General features: G+C 63.5%; 20 protein-coding genes. 12 read left to right on the top strand and 8 right to left on the bottom strand.

Annotated elements, in window-relative coordinates:
• Positions 1-2: 2 nt before the first annotated feature.
• Positions 3-803: a class I SAM-dependent methyltransferase gene (locus FHS81_RS05665; RefSeq protein ID WP_183751065.1), complete on the bottom strand. Its 801-nt coding sequence runs from the start codon at positions 801-803 to the stop codon at positions 3-5.
• Positions 804-962: 159 nt separating this feature from the next.
• Here FHS81_RS05665 and gloB point away from each other — a divergent pair, with 159 nt between their 5' ends.
• Positions 963-1,760, top strand: coding sequence for a hydroxyacylglutathione hydrolase (gene gloB, locus FHS81_RS05660; RefSeq protein WP_183751064.1), 798 nt, complete (start codon positions 963-965; stop codon positions 1,758-1,760).
• Positions 1,761-1,838: 78 nt separating this feature from the next.
• Here gloB and phbB read toward each other — a convergent pair whose 3' ends face one another.
• Together phbB and FHS81_RS05650 are read right to left on the bottom strand one after the other, a co-directional pair.
• The gene (gene phbB / locus FHS81_RS05655; RefSeq protein WP_183751063.1) at positions 1,839-2,567 is read right to left on the bottom strand and encodes an acetoacetyl-CoA reductase; all 729 of its coding nucleotides are present in this window, start codon (positions 2,565-2,567) and stop codon (positions 1,839-1,841) included.
• Between the two features lie 694 nt (positions 2,568-3,261).
• Positions 3,262-4,440, bottom strand: coding sequence for an acetyl-CoA C-acetyltransferase (locus tag FHS81_RS05650; protein WP_183751062.1), 1,179 nt, complete (start codon positions 4,438-4,440; stop codon positions 3,262-3,264).
• Positions 4,441-4,750: 310 nt separating this feature from the next.
• Here FHS81_RS05650 and phaR point away from each other — a divergent pair, with 310 nt between their 5' ends.
• Together phaR and FHS81_RS05640 are read left to right on the top strand one after the other, a co-directional pair.
• A complete protein-coding gene (phaR, locus tag FHS81_RS05645) occupies positions 4,751-5,392 on the top strand; it encodes a polyhydroxyalkanoate synthesis repressor PhaR (protein WP_183751061.1) in 642 nt (213 codons plus the stop codon).
• Between the two features lie 96 nt (positions 5,393-5,488).
• Positions 5,489-5,764, top strand: a complete 276-nt coding sequence (locus FHS81_RS05640; protein WP_183751060.1) for a hypothetical protein — start codon at positions 5,489-5,491, stop codon at positions 5,762-5,764.
• Between the two features lie 35 nt (positions 5,765-5,799).
• Here FHS81_RS05640 and FHS81_RS05635 read toward each other — a convergent pair whose 3' ends face one another.
• From FHS81_RS05635 to tkt, 5 genes are all read right to left on the bottom strand, one after another.
• Positions 5,800-6,834 (bottom strand): alpha/beta hydrolase, encoded by a 1,035-nt coding sequence (locus FHS81_RS05635; RefSeq protein WP_246374761.1) that lies wholly within the window; start codon positions 6,832-6,834, stop codon positions 5,800-5,802.
• Between the two features lie 36 nt (positions 6,835-6,870).
• Positions 6,871-7,938 (bottom strand): class II fructose-bisphosphate aldolase, encoded by a 1,068-nt coding sequence (gene fba / locus FHS81_RS05630; RefSeq protein WP_183751059.1) that lies wholly within the window; start codon positions 7,936-7,938, stop codon positions 6,871-6,873.
• A 133-nt stretch (positions 7,939-8,071) separates the two neighbouring features.
• Positions 8,072-9,280, bottom strand: a complete 1,209-nt coding sequence (locus FHS81_RS05625) for a phosphoglycerate kinase (RefSeq protein ID WP_183751058.1) — start codon at positions 9,278-9,280, stop codon at positions 8,072-8,074.
• Positions 9,281-9,397: 117 nt separating this feature from the next.
• Complete coding sequence (gap, locus tag FHS81_RS05620) at positions 9,398-10,408, bottom strand: type I glyceraldehyde-3-phosphate dehydrogenase (RefSeq protein ID WP_183751057.1); 1,011 nt, start codon at positions 10,406-10,408, stop codon at positions 9,398-9,400.
• 166 nt (positions 10,409-10,574) lie between these two features.
• Positions 10,575-12,596, bottom strand: coding sequence for a transketolase (gene tkt / locus FHS81_RS05615; RefSeq protein ID WP_343052426.1), 2,022 nt, complete (start codon positions 12,594-12,596; stop codon positions 10,575-10,577).
• A 210-nt stretch (positions 12,597-12,806) separates the two neighbouring features.
• Here tkt and FHS81_RS05610 point away from each other — a divergent pair, with 210 nt between their 5' ends.
• The 9 genes from FHS81_RS05610 (at position 12,807) to FHS81_RS05570 (ending at position 18,813) form a co-directional block, all read left to right on the top strand.
• Positions 12,807-13,085 (top strand): DUF4164 family protein, encoded by a 279-nt coding sequence (locus FHS81_RS05610; RefSeq protein WP_183751056.1) that lies wholly within the window; start codon positions 12,807-12,809, stop codon positions 13,083-13,085.
• Positions 13,082-13,477 (top strand): cell division protein ZapA, encoded by a 396-nt coding sequence (locus FHS81_RS05605; protein ID WP_210281558.1) that lies wholly within the window; start codon positions 13,082-13,084, stop codon positions 13,475-13,477. Before FHS81_RS05610 ends, FHS81_RS05605 begins: the two co-directional genes overlap by 4 nt.
• A 135-nt stretch (positions 13,478-13,612) precedes the next feature.
• Positions 13,613-14,137: a crossover junction endodeoxyribonuclease RuvC gene (gene ruvC / locus FHS81_RS05600; protein ID WP_183751283.1), complete on the top strand. Its 525-nt coding sequence runs from the start codon at positions 13,613-13,615 to the stop codon at positions 14,135-14,137.
• Positions 14,134-14,748, top strand: a complete 615-nt coding sequence (gene ruvA / locus FHS81_RS05595; protein ID WP_183751055.1) for a Holliday junction branch migration protein RuvA — start codon at positions 14,134-14,136, stop codon at positions 14,746-14,748. Before ruvC ends, ruvA begins: the two co-directional genes overlap by 4 nt.
• Entirely contained in the window at positions 14,745-15,794 is a 1,050-nt protein-coding gene (gene ruvB / locus FHS81_RS05590) for a Holliday junction branch migration DNA helicase RuvB (protein WP_183751054.1), read from the top strand. Before ruvA ends, ruvB begins: the two co-directional genes overlap by 4 nt.
• Complete coding sequence (ybgC, locus tag FHS81_RS05585; RefSeq protein WP_183751053.1) at positions 15,784-16,248, top strand: tol-pal system-associated acyl-CoA thioesterase; 465 nt, start codon at positions 15,784-15,786, stop codon at positions 16,246-16,248. Before ruvB ends, ybgC begins: the two co-directional genes overlap by 11 nt.
• Positions 16,249-16,508: 260 nt before the next feature.
• Positions 16,509-17,228 carry a protein TolQ gene (gene tolQ, locus FHS81_RS05580; RefSeq protein ID WP_183751052.1) on the top strand — a complete coding sequence of 240 codons (720 nt, stop codon included), beginning with the start codon at positions 16,509-16,511 and terminating at the stop codon, positions 17,226-17,228.
• Between the two features lie 15 nt (positions 17,229-17,243).
• Positions 17,244-17,714 carry an ExbD/TolR family protein gene (locus tag FHS81_RS05575; RefSeq protein ID WP_183751051.1) on the top strand — a complete coding sequence of 157 codons (471 nt, stop codon included), beginning with the start codon at positions 17,244-17,246 and terminating at the stop codon, positions 17,712-17,714.
• A gap of 10 nt (positions 17,715-17,724) precedes the next feature.
• On the top strand, positions 17,725-18,813 hold the full coding sequence (locus FHS81_RS05570) for a hypothetical protein (protein ID WP_183751050.1): 1,089 nt from the start codon (positions 17,725-17,727) through the stop codon (positions 18,811-18,813).
• The last annotated feature ends 63 nt before the right edge of the window (positions 18,814-18,876 follow it).

The following is an 18,876-nucleotide window of genomic DNA, read 5'->3' as shown; positions in this document are numbered from 1 at the left end:
AGTCAGGCAGTTGTATGGGGGGAGGTTTGCGTTGGTGTCGGCGTGCGCAGCGTGGAAGACGGCTCGCTCGTTGCCGCACGGGTTGATGGAACGGGAGCCATAACCGGCGACAGGCGAACCGCCCGCACGGGCCTTGGCACCGAAATCGGACGATAGAGCTGTTTCACCGCTTCCATCACATGGACGCCTGCAAACGGCAGCGACAGGCCAGCGCCGATTCGCTCGAACGCCACGGCAGAGCGCAGCGCCAGCCGGCGCGGCACGGGCGGTATATAGAGCGCTTCACTCCATGTTTCAGGCGCAAACAGGCTTTGCTGCATCAGCGCGGTCAACTGGGAGCGGCTGAACGGCTGCCCGTGGCCGAAGGGGGTGCTGTCCATGCGCGCCCACAGGCCGCGCCGGTTCGGCACGATGACGATCACCCGGCCGCCGGGCGTCAGCACGCGCCAGATTTCCTCCATCAGCGCCAGTGGCGAATCCGTGGTTTCCAGCGCATGCGCCAGAATCACCCGGTCGACACTGCCGATCTGCAGTGGCAACGCGCCCCTGCTGACCAGCGCCGTTGCTGAGGGGCCTTGCCGGGGCCAATGCGTCACACCCTGTGTCGCGGGCATGAAGGCCACGACCCTGTCCGCGCTGGCGCGCAACGAGGCCAGATAAGGCGTCGGATAGCCGAAGCCCAGAACGTTCTGGCCGCGCACATCGGGCCAGATTCGCTCGACCGCCTTCGACACCAGCCGACGCGCGACTGTGCCCAGCGGGCTGGAATAGAAATTTCTCAGGTCGACCACATCGAGGCTCATGGGCCGCAGACTAGATCATCTTCGGGCATAATCGTAGCCCCGACATGCATCGTTCTGGCGACAGAGTGCGTTGCCGTGGCATGATGCAGCGAGATGGTAGATGCAACATGACGTCACACGGCGTGCATGATCGACGAAGACTGACGAGAGGATACGGCTATGGCTGATGACAGGCAGGCGGCACAGCAACCGGCACAGATCGAGGTCTTTCCGGCCCGCACCGACAATATCGGCGTTCTGATTCACGATCCCGCCACCGGCGCGACTGCCGCTGTGGATGCGCCCGAGGCCGGAGCCGTTCTGGCCGCGCTCACCCACACAGGCTGGACGTTGACGGATATCCTCGTCACCCACAAGCATGCCGACCACATTGATGGCATCCCGGAGCTGAAACAGCGTTTTCCCGGCGTGCGTGTCGTCGCGCCGCTGGCGGAGAAAGATGACATCCCGCTGGTCGACGTGACGGTGTCAGATGGCGATACGGTCAAGGTCGGGGAGCTGGAAGCACGCGTTATCGCAACTCCGGGGCATACGGCTGGGCATGTGGCCTACTGGTTTGCGCGCGACGAGGCGCTGTTCGCCGGCGACACCCTGTTTTCCCTTGGGTGTGGTCGCCTGTTCGAAGGCTCGCCCGGTGACATGTGGGGCGCGCTGCAAGTGCTGCGCAACCTGCCGGATGAGGCGCGGCTGTATTGCGGGCATGATTATACCCTATCGAACGCGCGCTTTGCCCTCTCGCTTGACGGGGACAATGCCGCACTGCGCGCCTATGCCGCATCCGCCGAACAAACGCGGGCAGAGGGCCGCCTGACGATTCCGGCGCGGCTGGGAGATGAAAAGGCGCTCAACCCGTTCCTGCGTGCCGACGATCCGGCGATTGCACGGGCCGTGGGTCTCGATGGGGCGGATGCTGTTTCCGTGTTCGCGGAACTGCGCGAGCGCAAAAATCGATCCTGAAGCAGCAATTGCTTTTGATCGAAGCCCGAATCAAAAAGGGCGGGCCGCATCGCAGCCCGCCCTGATTTTTTGACAGGATCAGCCGTTGGCGATGTACTGCGCGCCATTGACGGTCAGCACGGAGCCATTGAAGAAGCTTGCTTTTTCCGATGCGAGGAATGCCACGGTGGCGGCGATTTCCTCTGCGCGGCCAAGACGGCCGGTCGGGATGGTGGCGATGATCTTCTTCAGCACGTCTTCCGGCACGGCGGCGACCATCTCGGTGTCGATGTAGCCAGGGGCGATGACGTTCACCGTGATGCCCTTGGCAGCGTTTTCCTGCGCCAGCGCTTTGGTGAATCCGATCATGCCGGCCTTGGCGGCGGAGTAGTTCGTCTGCCCGGCCTGCCCCTTCTGGCCGTTGATGGACGAGATGTTGATGATGCGGCCCCAGCCCCGCGCGCGCATGCCCTCGATCACCGGGCGGGTGACGTTGAACACGGAATCAAGGTTGGTGCGGATGACCTGCGACCACTGCTCGTAGGACAGGCGATGGAACGTGCCGTCGCGGGTGATGCCGGCATTGTTGACCACGATTTCAACAGGACCGTGTTCGGCTTCGATCCTGGCGATCGCCTCGGCCGACCCGACGGGATCGGACACGTCGAACTTGATGACCGGAATTCCAGTCTCGGCGTTGAACTTCGCGGCTGCTTCTTCGTTACCGGCGTAATTAGCGACGACCTTGTGGCCTTCCTCTGCCAGGGCCTTGGAAATGGCTGCGCCGATGCCGCGCGTGCCTCCGGTGACTAATGCTACCCGTGCCATGGTGATTCCTGTCGTTTTTTTACAATTTGCGGATTGGTTGCCCTGCTTGCCGATGCTGGCGGGCAGAATCACACCGATGGTTTGATTCTCCAGGGCCCCGCAGCACCGCCTTCCGACAATACCAGAACAATAAGCCGGTTCATCTCATTATTTATTGTTATCGCGCAAAATTAGCGATTATTTTCTCTGATTGGTTATTTTGCACCTGCGATATGCTTGCCGCATGGCCAATATCCTTACACACGTTGTGGCATGCTCTTTGGCGCGTTACCCGATGCGGAAAGATGGGAATATGAAAAATAGCTATTAATTTACATAGCGATAGATGGTTAACGATAGGTTTCGGGAAACGCTTCAACTGTTCACCATATGACGCAGAAGACAGAATATCGTGTTTTGCTAATGTTGCACTGCAATGTATTTAACATTCATGTGACAAGAAAAGTTCGGGTTGAAACGACTTTGCTGATGTCAATGCATGGTTTTGGCATGGTTTTGGCGTGGGTCTTGATATGTGTCTTGGCATGGTCTTGCCGGTCCGGTGCCCTGCCTGTTTTGCAGTTTGATTGTCTCTGAAAGAAAAACAGGAAAGCACCGTATGCTTTCCTGCTCTCTGCGTTGTTCAAGAAAAGAGACTGGCGCGTTTGCGCCAGCCTCTATGGTTTTCGCAGGTTCGATCAGAACAACCGGCGGTTTAGCGCTCGACGGTGAGCGCAACACCCTGACCGCCGCCGATGCAGAGCGTGGCGATGCCCTTCTTCGCGTCGCGGCGCTGCATTTCGTGCAGCAGCGTGACGAGGATGCGCGCGCCCGAAGCGCCGATCGGGTGGCCGATGGCGATGGCGCCGCCGTTGACGTTCACCTTGGAGGTATCCCAGCCCAGCTCACGGTTGACCGAAATGGCCTGTGCGGCAAAAGCCTCGTTGGCTTCGATCAGGTCGAGATCGTTGACCGTCCAGCCAGCCTTGGCCAGTGCCTTGCGCACGGCAGGGATCGGGCCGGTGCCCATGATGGTGGGGTCGACGCCGGCCGTTGCCCACGAAACGATGCGCGCCAGCACCTTGAGGCCGCGCTTTTCGGCTTCCTCGGCGGTCGTGACGATCAGGATCGCCGCGCCGTCGTTGATGCCCGATGCGTTGCCGGCGGTGACGGTGCCGTCCTTGGTGAAGGCCGGACGCAGCTTGGTGAGCGAATCCAGCGTTGCGCCGTCACGGATGTACTCGTCGGTGTCGACGATCACGTCGCCCTTGCGGGTCTTGACGGTGACGGGGGCGATTTCGTCCTTGAAGCGGCCTTCCTTGCGGGCGGCTTCGGCCTTGTTCTGCGAAGCGACGGCGAACTCGTCCTGCTCTTCGCGCGTGATGCCGAACTTGGCAGCGATGTTCTCGGCCGTCTGGCCCATGTGGTAGCCGTTGAAGGCTTCCCACAGACCGTCCTTGATCATGGTGTCGATCAGGCTGAGGTCGCCCATCTTCTGGCCTGCGCGCAGGTAGGCGGCATGCGTGGAGAGGCTCATCGATTCCTGGCCGCCGGCCACGATGAAGGTGGCGTCGCCCGTGGCGATCTGCTGGGCGCCGACGGCGACCGTGCGCAGGCCCGAACCGCAAACCTGGTTGAGGAGCCATGCGGTCTTCTCGATCGGGATACCGGCCTTGATGGCGGCCTGACGGGCGGGGTTCTGACCCTGGGCGGCGGTCAGCACCTGGCCGAGAATCACCTCGTCCACATCACCGGGTTCCAGGCCAGCGCGGGAGAGAGCGGCCTGGATGATCTGCGCGCCGAGTTCGACCGCGGGGACGGTTGCGAAAGCGCCGTTGAATGAGCCGACCGCCGAACGTGTCGCGGCGACGATGACGATATCCTTGAAGGCCATGGGATTTTTCTCCAGTTGAGCGTTGTAGACAACGTCCTTTCGGGCAAGTGCCCGTTATGGCAAGTGCCCGTTATGGGCGGTGAAACTCCTCCCCCCATGCCAGTTTGAGCATGGGAGATAATGCGTCAAGTATTGATACCGTGGCCGCTGGCTGCCTCGCGCCGGGGCCTTATCATGTTTCATGCGAAAAAGGTTTGCGCGGACGCGCGAACAGCCTATCGTCCTCCGGCGACATGTCAGCGCAATGACCTGCATCAATTCGCGGGTGGCTGCCAGCAGTTGACAGTGAGAATTGACGGTAGGAAGGCACATGGCGACAGAGAAAGAACCCACGGTTATCAAAAAGTACGCTAACCGCCGCCTGTATCACACAGGAACCAGCACTTATGTGACACTTGAGGATCTTGCTGCCATGGTGCGGCAGGGGGAGGACTTCGTCGTCTACGATGCCAGATCCGGTGAGGATATTACACGTTCCGTGCTGGCGCAGATCATTTTCGAAGAGGAAGCCAAGGAAGGGCAGGCGTTGCTGCCGGTCGCCTTCCTCCGCCAGTTGATCCGGATTTACGGCGACAGCATCGAATCGCTGGTGCCGAGCTATCTGGAGTTTTCCATAGAGAACTTCACCCGCGAGCAGCAGAAACTGCGCGAGAAGTTTTCCCAGTCGTTCGGTCCTGCCGCGGCCTTTCATGCCATCGAGGAGCAGGTGCGCTCCAATGTTGCGGTGTTCAACGAGGCGTTGCGGCTTTTCCTGCCCACTTTCGCCCAGAAGGCCGAAGAACAGCACCAGCGCTCCGCTGCGCCCGAAACAACAGCTCCTGCACCCGGTGCGGCTGATTTCGAAGCCCTTCGCCAGCAACTGGCCGAGGTGCAGGCGCGGCTGGATGCCCTGGCCGGCAAGAAGGACGACAAGCCAGCGCCCGATACCGGCAAGGGCGACAAATCCAACTGATGCCAGCAGAGGCCAGCAGAGGATAAGCCAAGCTTTTCGAGGTCGCCGATGCACATATCCGGACAAGACTGGTCTGAACAAGGCTGGACCGTCCAGATGTCAGATGCATCGGCGATCTTGAATGCTGTTCTGGGCGAGTCTCTTCAGGCGCTTTATGTACATGCATCAGCGGTTTCGGGATCATTGCGGCCGCAGAGCGATATCGACCTGCTGGCTGTTCTTGGCCGTGCAATGACCGATGACCAGCGGGACCATCTGCTGGCAGACCTGATGCGCATTTCCGCCCGCCATCCCGCCAGGCCGGGCGGTCCACGTTGCCTGGAAGTGCTTGTGGCTGTGTATCTGCGGGATCGGGTCACCGCGTTGCTGTAACAACGCGGCGCACGCTTCGCCAGCGATCTGCAAGATTATTGGCGCGGCTGCGTATTCTTCAGAAAGCGGGTGATGGAAGGCACCAGATCTGCGTGCAGGGGCAGGGCGGCGTCCGTATACGTCGCGAGCGGCTGCCCTTCGATATCGGTTTTCAACATGTGCGTGCCACGGGGCAAGTCGACGCGCTCCGGGTTGGGCAGGGCGTCCGTGAGCAGATCGGCGTCGCGCGGGCGCACCTGAATGTCAGCGCTTCCCTGCACGACCAGCGCCGGGCCTTGCCACTTGCGCGCGGACGCGACGGGATCATACGAAAACAGGTCGATCATGTAACGCTGCAACCCGGCGGAGAAAAGCGGTTGCAGAACCGGCGTGATGGTTGCCGCATCGCGGGTTTTGCCGCTCTCAAGATCGGCCACGATGGCTTTGATTTCCGGCATGAGTGAAGCATTCGCCGGATTGGCCTGCAACTGCTCGATCAGCAACTGCCCGGTGGGACGCCCCGATGTCGCCAGCAGGAGCAGCCCGCAAAGATGTTTCGGCGCATTTTCCGCCGCGACCAGCGCCACGAGCCCACCCTCGGAATGCCCCGCGATCCAGACGCATGGCGCGAGGCTCGATGCCCGCTCAACCCATTGACGCACGTCGTCGGCATAGGCGGCGATGGTCACGTCGTTCGGGTTGGATATTGCAGCCGCGCTGCCGTAGAAACCGCGCTTGTCGATGCGCAGCGAGGCTACGCCGTTCGCAGCCAATTCTTCGGCGAGCGACTTGTAGGTATTTGACGCCATGCCCATCGACGGGGCATTGCCATCCCGGTCCGTCGGCCCGGAGCCGGGGATGATGATGACCGCATGATCGGCATTCTCGACAGCGATCATCTCGGCCTCAAGAGGGCCTTGCGGTCCGGGAATCTGAACGGGCTGCGCCATCGCTACGCCTGAAAATGCCACGCCTGACAAGAGGAAGGGTATCACGTAAGACAGGCGCATCGAAACCTCCGGCAAGTGCCGTTCCGCCGTCAGATATTGCCCGGCGGCAAGCCTCACGGACAAACGATCCGCGAGGCTCATCGTGTCAGCTATCGACCGCTCAGTTGCCGAACTTGCTCAGTTGCCAAACTTGGGGTCCAGCTCGCCAGAGGCGTAGCGCTTCGCCATCACGTCGAGCGGCAGCACCTTGATCTTCGAGGCATTGCCGGCGGTGCCGAATTCTTCCAGCCGCTGCTTGCAAAGCTTCGTCATGGCGTCCATGGCGGGCTTCAGGTATTTGCGCGGATCGAACTCGGCTTTGTTCTCGCTCAGAACCTTGCGGATCGCGCCGGTCATGGCGAGGCGGTTGTCGGTGTCGATGTTCACCTTGCGCACGCCATGCTTGATGCCGCGCACGATTTCTTCCACCGGCACGCCCCATGTCTGCGGCATCTCGCCGCCATGAGCGTTGATGATATCCTGCAAATCCTGCGGCACCGATGACGAGCCATGCATCACCAGATGCACGTTCGGCAGGCGCTTGTGGATTTCCTCAATGACGTTCATCGCCAGAATCTCGCCATCGGGCTTGCGGCTGAACTTGTAAGCCCCGTGCGAGGTGCCCATGGCGATGGCAAGCGCATCGACCTTGGTCTTCCTGACGAAGTCCACTGCCTGATCGGGGTCTGTCAGAAGCTGGTCGTGGGACAGTTTGCCCTCGGCGCCGTGGCCATCTTCCTTGTCGCCTTCGCCGGTTTCCAGCGAGCCGAGCACACCCAGTTCGCCCTCCACCGAAGCGCCGCCCCAGTGAGCGATGTCGGCGACGCGCTTGGTGATGCCGACGTTGTAATCGTAGTCGGAGGGGGTCTTGCCGTCCGCTTCGAGCGAGCCGTCCATCATGACCGAGGTGAAGCCGTTCTGCAGCGCGGTGACGCAGGTGGCTTCGTTATTGCCGTGGTCGAGATGCATGCAGATCGGGATGTGCGGATAGATGTCCACGAGCGCGTCGATGAGGCGCGCCAGCACCCGGTCGTTGGCATAGGCGCGGGCGCCCCGGCTGGCCTGAATGATGACGGGGGCATCCACGGCATCTGCCGCCGCCAGAATGGCCAGACCCTGTTCCATGTTGTTGATGTTGAACGCGGGCACGCCATAGCCATGCTCTGCCGCGTGATCGAGAAGCTGCCTCAGGGTAATGCGAGCCACGGTCGTCCTCCTGAACGAAAAATGTGGGCTGCCAGCAATGTGCAGGCTTTCAAAGATGCATCAGACTTGCAAAGATGCATGAGACTTGTGCGGCTCCGGACTGAAATCCCGGAGCCGGGGATTGCGATATGGCTCAGGCCAGCTTCTTGCTGCGCGCCAGCGCCGCGACGCCGGGCAGCGGCTTGCCTTCCAGCCATTCAAGAAAAGCGCCGCCCGCTGTCGAAACATAGGTGAAATTATCGGCCGCGCCAGCTTTGTTCAGCGCGGCGATGGTGTCGCCGCCGCCGGCGACGGACACGAGTTTGCCCGCTTTCGTGCGTTCCGCCGCGCGCTGCGCCGCCGCAACCGTGCCGCGATCAAACGGATCGATCTCGAACGCTCCGAGCGGGCCGTTCCATACCAGCGTGCTCGCGTCATCGATGGCCGCGCGGACCCGCTCGATGGATTGCGGGCCGATGTCGAGGATCATCCCGTCCGCCGGTATGGCGTCGAGGCCGTAGGCGTGGTTCTCTGCGCCGGCCTTGAACGCGTGTGCCACGACAGCGTCCACGGGCAGGATGATGCTGCAACCGTGCTTGTCCGCTGCCGCAAGAATCCGGCGGGCGGTGCCGACGAGATCATGCTCCGCCAGCGACTTGCCGATGCCGATGCCTTGCGCCAGCAGGAACGTATTCGCCATACCGCCGCCGACGACGAGCGCATCGACCTTGGTGACGAGATTTTCGAGCAGCGCCAGCTTGGTCGAGACCTTGGCCCCGCCGACCACGGCCACCAACGGACGCTTCGGGTTTTCCAGCCCCTTCGTCAGCGCTTCCAGTTCCGCCTGCATGGTGCGGCCCGCGAAGGCCGGCAGCAGATGGGCCAGCCCCTCGGTCGAGGCATGGGAGCGATGCGCGACGGAAAACGCGTCGTTGACGTAGATATCGCCCAGACGCGCCAGCGCCCGGATAAACTCGGGATCGTTCTTTTCCTCGCCGGCGTGGAAGCGGGTATTTTCCAGCACCACGATGTCGCCATCCTTCAGCGCGGCGACGGCCCGTTCGGCGGCTTCCCCTACGGTGTTCTCGGCGAAAGCCACCGGCCGCTTCAGCACCTCGGTCACGACCTCGGCAAGCGGGCGCAGGCTTTCACTCGGGTCGTGCCCCTTCGGACGGCCGAAGTGCGACAGCACGATCACCCGTGCACCCTTGTCGGCCAGTTCGGCAATGGTAGGCGTGGCGCGCTCGATGCGCGTCCGGTCGGTCACCTGACCGTGTTCATCCATGGGAACGTTAAGGTCCACGCGCACCAGCACGCGTTGTCCCTTGACATCGGCCTCATCAAGCGGGCGGAAAGCCGTCATCGGCATTAACTCCGAGTAGTCCATCTTGTACCGCAGTCCGCGTTCAATTCGGAGGTCCGGACTGAACGTGCACTGCTTCTGGAAACGGAGCGCCAACGGCGCCCCGTGCCTGCGTTCTCAGATCAGCTTGCCCAAAGCAACAGCCGTATCCACCATGCGGTTGGAGAACGCCCATTCGTTGTCGTACCAGCTCAGTACGCGCACGAACTTGCCGTCGATGACCTTGGTCTGGTCCAGCGCGAAGATCGACGAATGCGCGTCGTGGTTGAAGTCGATCGACACGTTCGGCTGGTCGGTATAGCCGAGAATGCCCTTCAGCGGGCCTTCAGTGGCGGCAGCCTTGACGGCGGCGTTGATCTCTTCGACGCTGGTCTCGCGGCTGGCGACGAACGAAAGATCGATGACCGAGACATTCGGCGTCGGCACGCGGATCGACGTTCCGTCCAGCTTGCCCTTCAACTCCGGCAGCACGAGGCCCACGGCCTTGGCCGCGCCGGTGGAAGTCGGGATCAGCGACAGCGCCGCCGCGCGGGCGCGGTACAGATCCTTGTGCCGGCGGTCGAGCGTGGGCTGGTCATTGGTGTAGGCGTGGATCGTCGTCATGAAGCCGGTCTCGATGCCCACCGCGTCGTTGAGCACCTTGGCCACCGGCGCCAGCCCGTTCGTGGTGCACGAGGCGTTGGAGACGACGAGGTGATCGCGGGTCAGCTTGTCCTGGTTGACGCCGTAAACCACCGTCAGGTCAGCGCCTTCCGCCGGTGCGGATACGAGGACGCGCTTTGCCCCGGCTTCCAGATGCACGGCAGCCTTGTCGCGAGAGTTGAAGCTGCCGGTGCATTCGAGGGCAATATCGACGCCAAGCTCCCTGTGCGGCAGCAGCGCCGGATCGCGCACTGACGTCACCTTGATTGGGCCGTTGCCCACATCGATGGTGTCGCCGTCCACGGTGATGGTGCCGGGGAAGCGGCCATGCACGGAGTCGAAACGCAGCAGGTGGGCATTGTCTTCCACCGGGCCGGAGGCGTTGATGGCCACCACCTCGATATCCGTGCGACCGCTCTCGACGATGGAGCGCAGGACGAGGCGACCGATACGCCCGAATCCGTTGATTGCTACGCGAACCGCCATGTTCTTCGTCTCCTCGCAGTGCAGATTTGTCAGGCCGTCTATAGAGCGATACGCGTCCCGATGGAATCGGGAACATACGCTTTCAATTCCGAATTTTACCGTAACTTGCACTCGATGCGATGGGTCGGCCCGAGCGCAAGTTTCTGTTTTTTTATTTCGGTGCGCGTCACGCGTGGCTGCGCGCCAGCACCTTTTCGGCGACGGCTTCCGGCGTGATGCCGAAATGCGCATAGAGATCCTTGTAGGGACCGCTTGCGCCAAAGCCCGACAAGCCGACGAAAATGCCGTCCGGTCCGATCACCCCATCCCAGCCGAAGCGCACGGCGGCCTCGATGGCGACCTTGACCGGCGCGTTGCCGATCACAGCCTTGCGCACGTCTTCCGGCTGATCGAGGAACAATTCCAGCGACGGCACGGACACAACCCGCGCGCCGATGCCCTTGTCCTGAAGCAGTTTCTGGGCGGCCAACGCGATCTCGACCTCGGACCCGGAGGCAAACAGCGTTGCCACGGCGACGCCCTCGGCTGGCGACAATTCGTAGGCGCCGGTGGCGGACAGGTTCTGCGGGCCGGGTTCGCTGCGCACGGTCGGCAGGTTCTGGCGGGTGAGGGCCAGCAGCGTCGGGCCGGTGGTGCGGCCAAGCGCGATCTGCCACGCTTCCGCCGTCTCCACGGCATCGGCAGGGCGCAGCACGCGCAGGTTGGGGATGGCGCGCAGGGCTGCCAGATGCTCCACCGGCTGATGGGTGGGACCATCCTCGCCAAGCCCGATGGAATCGTGCGTGAACACGTAGATAGCGGGCGTGCCGGTCAGCGCCGCCAGCCGGATCGCCGGGCGCGCATAATCCGAGAACACGAGGAAGGTGCCGCCCGCCGGGCGATAGCCGCCGTGCTGCAGGATGCCGTTCATCGCCGCCGCCATGGCGTGCTCACGGATGCCATAGTGAATGTAGCGGCCGGTGTAATCCCCCGGCGCGATGGACTTGAGGTCCTTCGTACGGGTGTTGTTGGAGGGCGTCAGGTCTGCCGATCCCAGCAGCAGCTCCGGCACTTCATTCACCAGCGCTTCCAGCGCCAGCTCGCTTGCCTTGCGGGTGGCGATGGTCGGCTTCTCGGCAGCGAGGCGTGTCTTGAGCGCATCGATGGCGGCATGCAGACGGCGTGCGTCCGTCTCGTTATTGATGCGGCGGGCGAACTCCGTGCGTTCCGCCTCGGGCCGCGCTGCCAGCCGGCTCTGCCAGGCCTCGCGCGCAGCCTTGCCACGGGCGCCGATCTCCCGCCATGCGGACAGAATGTCAGCGGGGATCTCGAACGGCCCGTGCGGCCAGCCGAGCGCCTCCTTGGTGGCGACGAGTTCATCAGCGCCCAGCGGCTCGCCGTGTGCCTTGGAGGTGCCGGCCTTTTTCGGCGAACCGTAGCCGATCACGGTCTTGGCCGCGATCAGCGTGGGGCGGTCGCTCTTCTGCGCGGCCTCGATGGCGGCGGCGATGGCTTCCGGATCGTGCCCGTCGACGTGGACCGCGCTCCAGCCGGCGGCCTCGAAGCGCTTCACCTGATCGACCGAATCGGACAGCGACAGCGGACCATCGATGGAAATGCCGTTATCGTCCCAGATGACGATGAGGCGGTTGAGCTTGAGGTGCCCCGCCAAGGCGATGGCTTCCTGGCTGATGCCTTCCATCAGATCGCCGTCGGACGCCAGTACATACGTGAAGTGATCGATCAGATCCTGCCCGAACTCGGCATTGAGCAGGCGCTCGGCCAGCGCGAACCCGACAGCCATGGCAAGCCCCTGACCGAGCGGGCCGGTCGTGGTTTCGATACCGGGGGTGACGAAGTTCTCCGGGTGGCCGGGGGTCTTGGAGTGAAGCTGGCGAAAGCGCTTCAGCTCATCGAGCGTGACGGTGGACGATCCGGTGAGATAGAGCAACGCGTAGAGCAGCGTGGACCCGTGGCCGGCGGAGAGGATGAAGCGGTCGCGATCCGGCCATGCAGGATTGGCGGCATCGAACTTGAGAAAGCGCGAAAACAGCACGGCGGCGACATCGGCGGTGCCGAGCGGCAGACCGGGGTGGCCGGACTTGGCCTTCTCCACGGAGTCGATCGCCAGGGCGCGGATGGCGTTTGCAAGCTGCTTGTGGGCAAGCTGCGGCCGGGAGGACAGGCTTTGCTCGACTTGTGCTGTCACGGGGCAATCCTCTGATCGTGAACGGGAGCGAGGCCGGTTGCTGCCGGCCGCTCTTGTCAATATGGCTCGGATAATCCGGCTTGATAGCAGGCTGTATCCCCAAGTCAAAACATAACTGCCTTACCGACGTATTGACGAGCGTGAATCCGGCGTTCACCTTGGCCATCGTATAGAGAAGGAGGCATCCGCAGGACGGATGGGGACAACATCATGCCGCTCGCAGAGGCGCTGAACAGGCTCGACGCTGCCGTTGCCGCGCTGGAACGCGCCGGCGGCCGCAGGCTGGAACGCGACCGGCGTGGCGGAGATCTGCCGGCAGAACTGGCGCTTGCGCAGGATGACCGCGCCAGACTCGCGGTCGAGCTGGATGGTGCGCTGGCGCGAGTCGCCACGCTGGAGGCCGTCACAAGCGATGTCGACGAGCGCCTGTCGTCAGCGCTCGGGCGGGTCGAAGCTGTTCTGGCGGGCGAAGAAGGAAGCGGATCATGACGGACGGCGGCGACACGACGGGCGGACCCGCTGGTCGGGAATCCGTGGGTCAGGTGTCCGTTATTATTGCAGGTCGGCCGTTCCGCATGGCGTGCGAGGCGGGCGACGAGGCGCGAATCGAGGCTCTTGCCGCGCGTGTCGATGCACGCATCGCGGAACTGGCCGGGTTCTTCGGTTCCATGGACGATCTGCGCCTGACCGTCATGGCGGCATTCTCCATCGCCGACGATCTTGCGGCCTCGGAGCGCCGCGTCGCCGTGTTGCAGGCCGAGCTGGCGGCTGAAAAGGCTCAGGCCAAGGAGCAGGAAGCGCGGATCGCGAATGTCGTCATCGCCGCTGCCGAGCGCATCGAAGCCCTCACCGCCGAGCTTACGCCCACAGTGCAGGCGTGACGCAGCGGCGGCTTGATATTCCGTCGGGCCGTTTTATCTCGTTGTTTTCGGGCGATAATAGCGGCGATCCAGCTCGGGTCTTGCTGGAATTGCGTTAATGAGTTCTCCATTTGTTTCTGCTACACCGCGCGGATGATGGGACGAGAAGTGATTCGCATTCTGGGGATCGATCCGGGCTTGCGCCGCACCGGGTGGGGCGTGATCGCGGTCGCGGGGTCGCGGTTGTCTTTCGTGGGCTGCGGCTGTGTCGAGTCGGACGCGTCGTTGTCGCTCGCAGGCCGTCTGCGGCAGTTGCACGACGGGCTGGCGGGCGTGCTCGGCGCGTGGACGCCGGATGAGGCGGCAGTGGAAGAAACCTTCGTCAACAAGGATGCGCAGGCTACGCTGAAGCTGGGCCATGCCCGCGGTATAGCGCTGCTGGTGCCGGCGCTGGCGGGGCTGACGGTGGCGGAGTATGCGGCCAATCAGGTGAAGAAAACGGTGGTGGGCGTCGGCCATGCCGAGAAGGCGCAGATCGCAGCCATGATCCGCGTGCTGCTGCCACTGTCCAACGCGCGCACGCCGGATGCTGCGGACGCGCTTGCCGTTGCCATCACCCATGCCCATCATCGCAAATCTCACGGCTTGTTAAGCCGCACGCTCGCGGAAGCCGCATCATGATCGGCAAACTGAAAGGCGTCGTCGACAGCCAGGGTGAGGACCATGTGATTCTCGACGTGCACGGCGTCGGTTATCTGGTTCATTGTTCGGCGCGCACGTTGCAGGCGCTGCCGGCGGCGGGAGAGGCGGCGTCGCTCGCCATCGAGACCGTGGTTCGCGAGGATATGATTCGCCTCTACGGATTTCGCTCCGACGCCGAGCGTGAGTGCTTCCGCATGTTACAGACCGTGCAGGGTGTTGGCGCGAAGGTGGCGCTGGGCATCCTGACGGTGCTCGATCCGCCGGCGCTGACGGCGGCGATCGGGCGCGGCGACAAGACGGCGCTGGCCCGTGCGCCGGGTGTCGGGCCGCGGCTTGCCGCGCGTCTGGTGTCCGAGCTGAAGGACAAGACGCCTGCCTTCCTGCCCGGTCCGGGCGAGGCCGCGGTTCCCTACACGGCAGCGGTGGCGGATGCGCCCCGGCCTGTGGCCGATGCGGTTTCGGCGCTGATCAATCTGGGTTACGGCGAGCCTCAGGCGGCGCGCGCCGTTGCCGTGGTGGCTGAAGCTGCCGGTGAGGACGCCGACACCGCGACGCTCATTCGCCTTGCGCTCAGGGAGCTTGCGGCATGAGCAAGGGTATTCTGACGCCGCATGAGCGTGAGGACGATCAGGAGCTGTCTCTACGTCCGCTTGCGCTTGGTGAGTTCATCGGGCAGGCGCAGGCGCGGGCGAACCTTGCAGTGTTTATCGAAGCGGCGAAGACGCGCAGCGACGCGCTCGATCATGTGCTGTTTGTCGGCCCGCCCGGCCTCGGCAAGACGACGCTGGCACAGATCGTGGCGCGCGAGCTTGGCGTGAATTTCCGCTCCACCTCCGGCCCCGTCATCGCCAAGGCCGGAGATCTGGCGGCCCAGCTCACCAATCTCGATGAGCGCGATGTGCTGTTCATCGATGAGATCCACCGGCTCAATCCGGCTGTGGAGGAAATTCTCTATCCGGCGATGGAGGATTATCAGCTTGATCTGATCATCGGCGAGGGGCCGGCGGCGCGTTCGGTCAAGATCGACCTGCCGAAGTTTACGCTGGTGGGGGCGACCACCCGGCAAGGTCTGCTGACAACACCGCTGCGCGACCGTTTCGGCATTCCGGTGCGGTTGCAGTTCTATACGGTGGAGGAGCTGGAGCTGATCGTAACGCGCGGCGCGAAGGTGATCGGTATCGGCATGAGCCCGGACGGCGCCAATGAGATCGCCCGCCGCGCGCGCGGCACTCCGCGCATTGCCGGGCGCCTGCTGCGCCGCGTGCGGGATTTCGCCATCGTTGGCGGTTCCGACATCATCACCCGGCCCATCGCTGACCACGCCTTGCGCCTGCTGGAGGTGGACGGCGCGGGGCTGGACCTGATGGACCGGCGCTATCTGATCATGGTGGCGCAATCGTTCGGCGGCGGCCCCGTGGGCATCGAGACCATCGCCGCGGCGCTGTCAGAGCCGCGCGACGCCATCGAGGAAATCATCGAGCCTTATCTGATCCAGCAGGGGTTCGTGCAGCGCACGCCGCGCGGGCGGGTGCTGACGCCGCATGCTTTCAGGCATCTGGGACTGGCGGAACCCGCTCCCCGTAGCCCGGTGGGGCAGGGGGCGCTGTTCAACGAGGAGACCGACGATGAGCCATGACGCTTCCACCTCTCCGGCTGCCTGGCCCGATCTGGCAGGCCGGTTTGAGGGGCGCACGCATATTCTGCCGGTTAGAGTCTATTATGAAGACACCGACTTTTCCGGCATCGTCTATCATGCGGGCTACCTGCGGTTTCTGGAGCGCGGGCGCACGGACAGTCTTCGGCTTGCCGGCGTGGGGCAGAACGAGTTGCATGCGGGCGGGGAGGGGCTGTTCTTTGCGGTGCGCCGCCTCACCATCGATTATCACCGCCCGGCGCTGATGGACGACGTGCTTGAGGTGCAGACCCGCACCGAGGAAGTGCGCGGCGCATCGCTGGTCATCGCCCAGCGCATATTGCGGGGCGAGGAACTGATTGTTTCCGCCGATGTCCGGGTGGCGGCGCTCGCCGGCGGGCGCCCGGCGCGGATTCCCGATGCGCTGCGGCATATTCTGGAGGGCGGCGGTGCGTGAAACGCGGAGTATTTGCTCTGTTGTAACGTGGCGTTAACCGCAACGGGCTTTTCTTCGTTAACTGTAACAGGTTTCTCTCCGGCAGCACCGGGGGCCGCTCGGCCCTGATTTCGACAGATTTATAGGCGAGCACAAGCGAGAGAAACGTGACATGCGATAGGTCGCAGGGCTGCCGGCAAGCGTCGGGCAGGCCGTGCGCCGTATCGGATGCTCACGAATCCGGGTTATGGTGCCACGCCCGTAGTGGGAAAGGATTTTTGATGAACACCGCCGCTGTGGTTCAGACGGCCCTGCCCATGGCAGGCAGCGAGATTACGCTGTTCAGCATGTTCTGGCATGCTCACATCGTCGTCAAGCTGGTCATGATCGGTCTGGTGGCGGCATCTATCTGGTGCTGGGCGATCATCATCGACAAATCGCTGATGTTCGGCCGCTACGCGCGCTCCATGGATAAGTTCGAGGAAGCGTTTTGGTCCGGCCGTTCGCTGGAGGAACTCTATCGCTCGCTGGAAGATAAGCCGGTGCATGGCATGCAGGCGCTGTTCCAGGCCGCGATGCGCGAATGGAAGCGCAGTTTCGACGGTCAACGCCGGGCAGTCGGCAGCCTGCAGCAGCGCATCGACAGGGCGCTCGACCTGGCCATCCAGCGTGAGGGCGAGCGGTTGCAGTCTCGCATCGGCGTGCTGGCGACGGTTGGCACGTCGGCTCCGTTCATCGGCCTGTTCGGCACGGTGTGGGGCATCATGACCAGCTTCCGGTCCATCGCGGCCTCCAACAACACCAGCCTTGCCGTGGTTGCGCCCGGTATTGCGGAGGCGCTGTTCGCGACCGCCATCGGCCTTGTTGCCGCCATACCCGCGGTGATCGCCTATAACAAGCTGCAGTCTGAATCCCTGCGGATTCAGGGGCGGCTGGAAGGCTTCGCGGACGAATTTTCCTCCATCCTGTCGCGTCAGCTCGACGAACGCGCGGCGGCTTGAGGCGGGAGGATCTGAATGGGCATGTCAGTTGGCGGAGCCGGATCTGGTGCAGGGCGTGGCGGACGCCGCCGTGGCCGGGCGCCCGGCGTGATTTCCGAAATCAACATGACGCCGTTCATCGACGTCATGCTCGTGCTGCTGATCATTTTCATGGTCGCGGCCCCGATGATGGTGGTCGGCGTGCCGCTCGACCTGCCGCAAACGGCGGCCAAACCTCTGAACATGGAGCAGAAGCCGCTGACGGTTTCTGTCAGTGCGGACGGGCGCGTTTACGTGCTGGACACCGAGCTTTCCGATGGCGCCATTGTCGAGCGGCTGCGTGAGGTTGCGCCCGCCGGTGAGGAAGAGCGCATCTATGTGCGCGGCGCGAAGGCGGTGAACTACGGGCGCGTGGCGGAAGTCATGGCGCTTATTACTGCGGCTGGTTTCAAGAAGGTTGCGCTCGTGACCGAGCCCGACCCCAAGCTTGCCGCCGGATCGAACTGAGGACTCTCGCGTGCGCTTCTTGGGAAAAGAGCCGGGACTGGTCGCTTCGGTGGCAGCGCATGCAGCGCTGCTGACGGCGGCGCTCGTTGCCTTTTCGTCGCCGCCGCCTTTTTCCGATCAGCAAGAATCCATCGCCGTCGAGGTGATTTCCGAGGATGCGTTCTCGTCCATGATGCAGGGTGACCGCACCTCCAAAACCGTTCTGGATACACCGCAGCAGCGCGTTGACCGCGTGGCTGAGGTTGAAGAGCAGAAGCCCGATCCCGGCGAGGCCAGCCGCGATGTGCCAGCGCCCGTGGCGCGCCCCGTGGCCGAAGACAAGTCTGAAGATCGCCCGGCGGTGGAGGCGACTCCCGAGCCGCAGGAACAAAAGCCAACGCCGCCGCAGGTGACTGAGGTCGCTCCGCCTGAACCGACGCCGCCAGTGCCGGCCCCGCCGACGCCCCGCCCGCGTCCGCAGCAACTGGCCGACGTTCAGGAGCCGGACAAGCCGGAACCTCCCAAACCGGAGCCTCCCAAGCCGGAGCCTCCTAAGCCCGAGCCCCCTAAGCCTGAGCCTCCGAAACCGGCTCCTCCCAAGCCCGCGCCGCCCAAGCCGCCTGCGCCTCCCAAGCCTGCCGAGGCGCGTAAGCTGGCTTCGCGCACGGCATCGGACAAGCCTGCCCAGGCGGATTCCATCGAGCGATTGCTGGCAAGCCGCGAAAGCCCGCAGGCATCCGGCTCCACCGGGCGGCAGCAGCAGGCTGCGTCGGCGGGCACCCGCACGGGCAATTCGCCGAAGCTGTCGCTGTCGCAGCGCGATGCCATCGGCAATCTGATGAAGGAACAGATCGGGCGCTGCTTCTCCGCGCCGCCGGGAATGGCCGATGTGACGACGTCTCCGATCATCCGGGTGTCGTTGAACGAGGATGGCACGCTGGCCGGTCCGCCGCAGCTTGTCAGCGGGGCGAACGATGCTGCCTCGCGCTCTTATGCTGAAAGCGTGATGCGCGCGATCCGCCGCTGCGCGCCCTACACCTTCCCGGCGCAGTACGCACCTTATTACAATGACTGGCGCGACTGGCGTATTGACGCCACGCCCGGCGATTTCCTCGGTTGACGGGAGAGATGACGATGTTTCCTTCCGTTGGCTCCGGCGCACAGCCAGTCGTTCATGACCCGG

This window comes from Pseudochelatococcus contaminans (genome assembly GCF_014195635.1).
GTDB classification, from domain to species: Bacteria; Pseudomonadota; Alphaproteobacteria; order Rhizobiales; family Beijerinckiaceae; genus Pseudochelatococcus; species Pseudochelatococcus contaminans.
Note: the sequence above shows the minus strand (reverse complement) of the source record. Positions and strands in the feature narration are given on the sequence as shown.

What these genes read in the sequence shown, in the direction of transcription:
- tolQ (WP_183751052.1), top strand. Translation starts at nt 16,509, where the DNA reads ATGAACACCGCCGCTGTGGTTCAGACGGCCCTGCCCATGGCAGGCAGC.
- FHS81_RS05650 (WP_183751062.1), bottom strand. Translation starts at nt 4,440, where the DNA reads ATGGCCTTCAAGGATATCGTCATCGTCGCCGCGACACGTTCGGCGGTC.
- gap (WP_183751057.1), bottom strand. Translation starts at nt 10,408, where the DNA reads ATGGCGGTTCGCGTAGCAATCAACGGATTCGGGCGTATCGGTCGCCTC.
- FHS81_RS05575 (WP_183751051.1), top strand. Translation starts at nt 17,244, where the DNA reads ATGGGCATGTCAGTTGGCGGAGCCGGATCTGGTGCAGGGCGTGGCGGA.
- FHS81_RS05665 (WP_183751065.1), bottom strand. Translation starts at nt 803, where the DNA reads ATGAGCCTCGATGTGGTCGACCTGAGAAATTTCTATTCCAGCCCGCTG.
- ruvA (WP_183751055.1), top strand. Translation starts at nt 14,134, where the DNA reads ATGATCGGCAAACTGAAAGGCGTCGTCGACAGCCAGGGTGAGGACCAT.
- gloB (WP_183751064.1), top strand. Translation starts at nt 963, where the DNA reads ATGGCTGATGACAGGCAGGCGGCACAGCAACCGGCACAGATCGAGGTC.
- ruvC (WP_183751283.1), top strand. Translation starts at nt 13,613, where the DNA reads ATGGGACGAGAAGTGATTCGCATTCTGGGGATCGATCCGGGCTTGCGC.
- ruvB (WP_183751054.1), top strand. Translation starts at nt 14,745, where the DNA reads ATGAGCAAGGGTATTCTGACGCCGCATGAGCGTGAGGACGATCAGGAG.
- phaR (WP_183751061.1), top strand. Translation starts at nt 4,751, where the DNA reads ATGGCGACAGAGAAAGAACCCACGGTTATCAAAAAGTACGCTAACCGC.
- FHS81_RS05625 (WP_183751058.1), bottom strand. Translation starts at nt 9,280, where the DNA reads ATGACGGCTTTCCGCCCGCTTGATGAGGCCGATGTCAAGGGACAACGC.
- FHS81_RS05605 (WP_210281558.1), top strand. Translation starts at nt 13,082, where the DNA reads ATGACGGACGGCGGCGACACGACGGGCGGACCCGCTGGTCGGGAATCC.
- FHS81_RS05610 (WP_183751056.1), top strand. Translation starts at nt 12,807, where the DNA reads ATGCCGCTCGCAGAGGCGCTGAACAGGCTCGACGCTGCCGTTGCCGCG.
- FHS81_RS05640 (WP_183751060.1), top strand. Translation starts at nt 5,489, where the DNA reads ATGTCAGATGCATCGGCGATCTTGAATGCTGTTCTGGGCGAGTCTCTT.
- phbB (WP_183751063.1), bottom strand. Translation starts at nt 2,567, where the DNA reads ATGGCACGGGTAGCATTAGTCACCGGAGGCACGCGCGGCATCGGCGCA.
- ybgC (WP_183751053.1), top strand. Translation starts at nt 15,784, where the DNA reads ATGAGCCATGACGCTTCCACCTCTCCGGCTGCCTGGCCCGATCTGGCA.
- FHS81_RS05635 (WP_246374761.1), bottom strand. Translation starts at nt 6,834, where the DNA reads ATGAGCCTCGCGGATCGTTTGTCCGTGAGGCTTGCCGCCGGGCAATAT.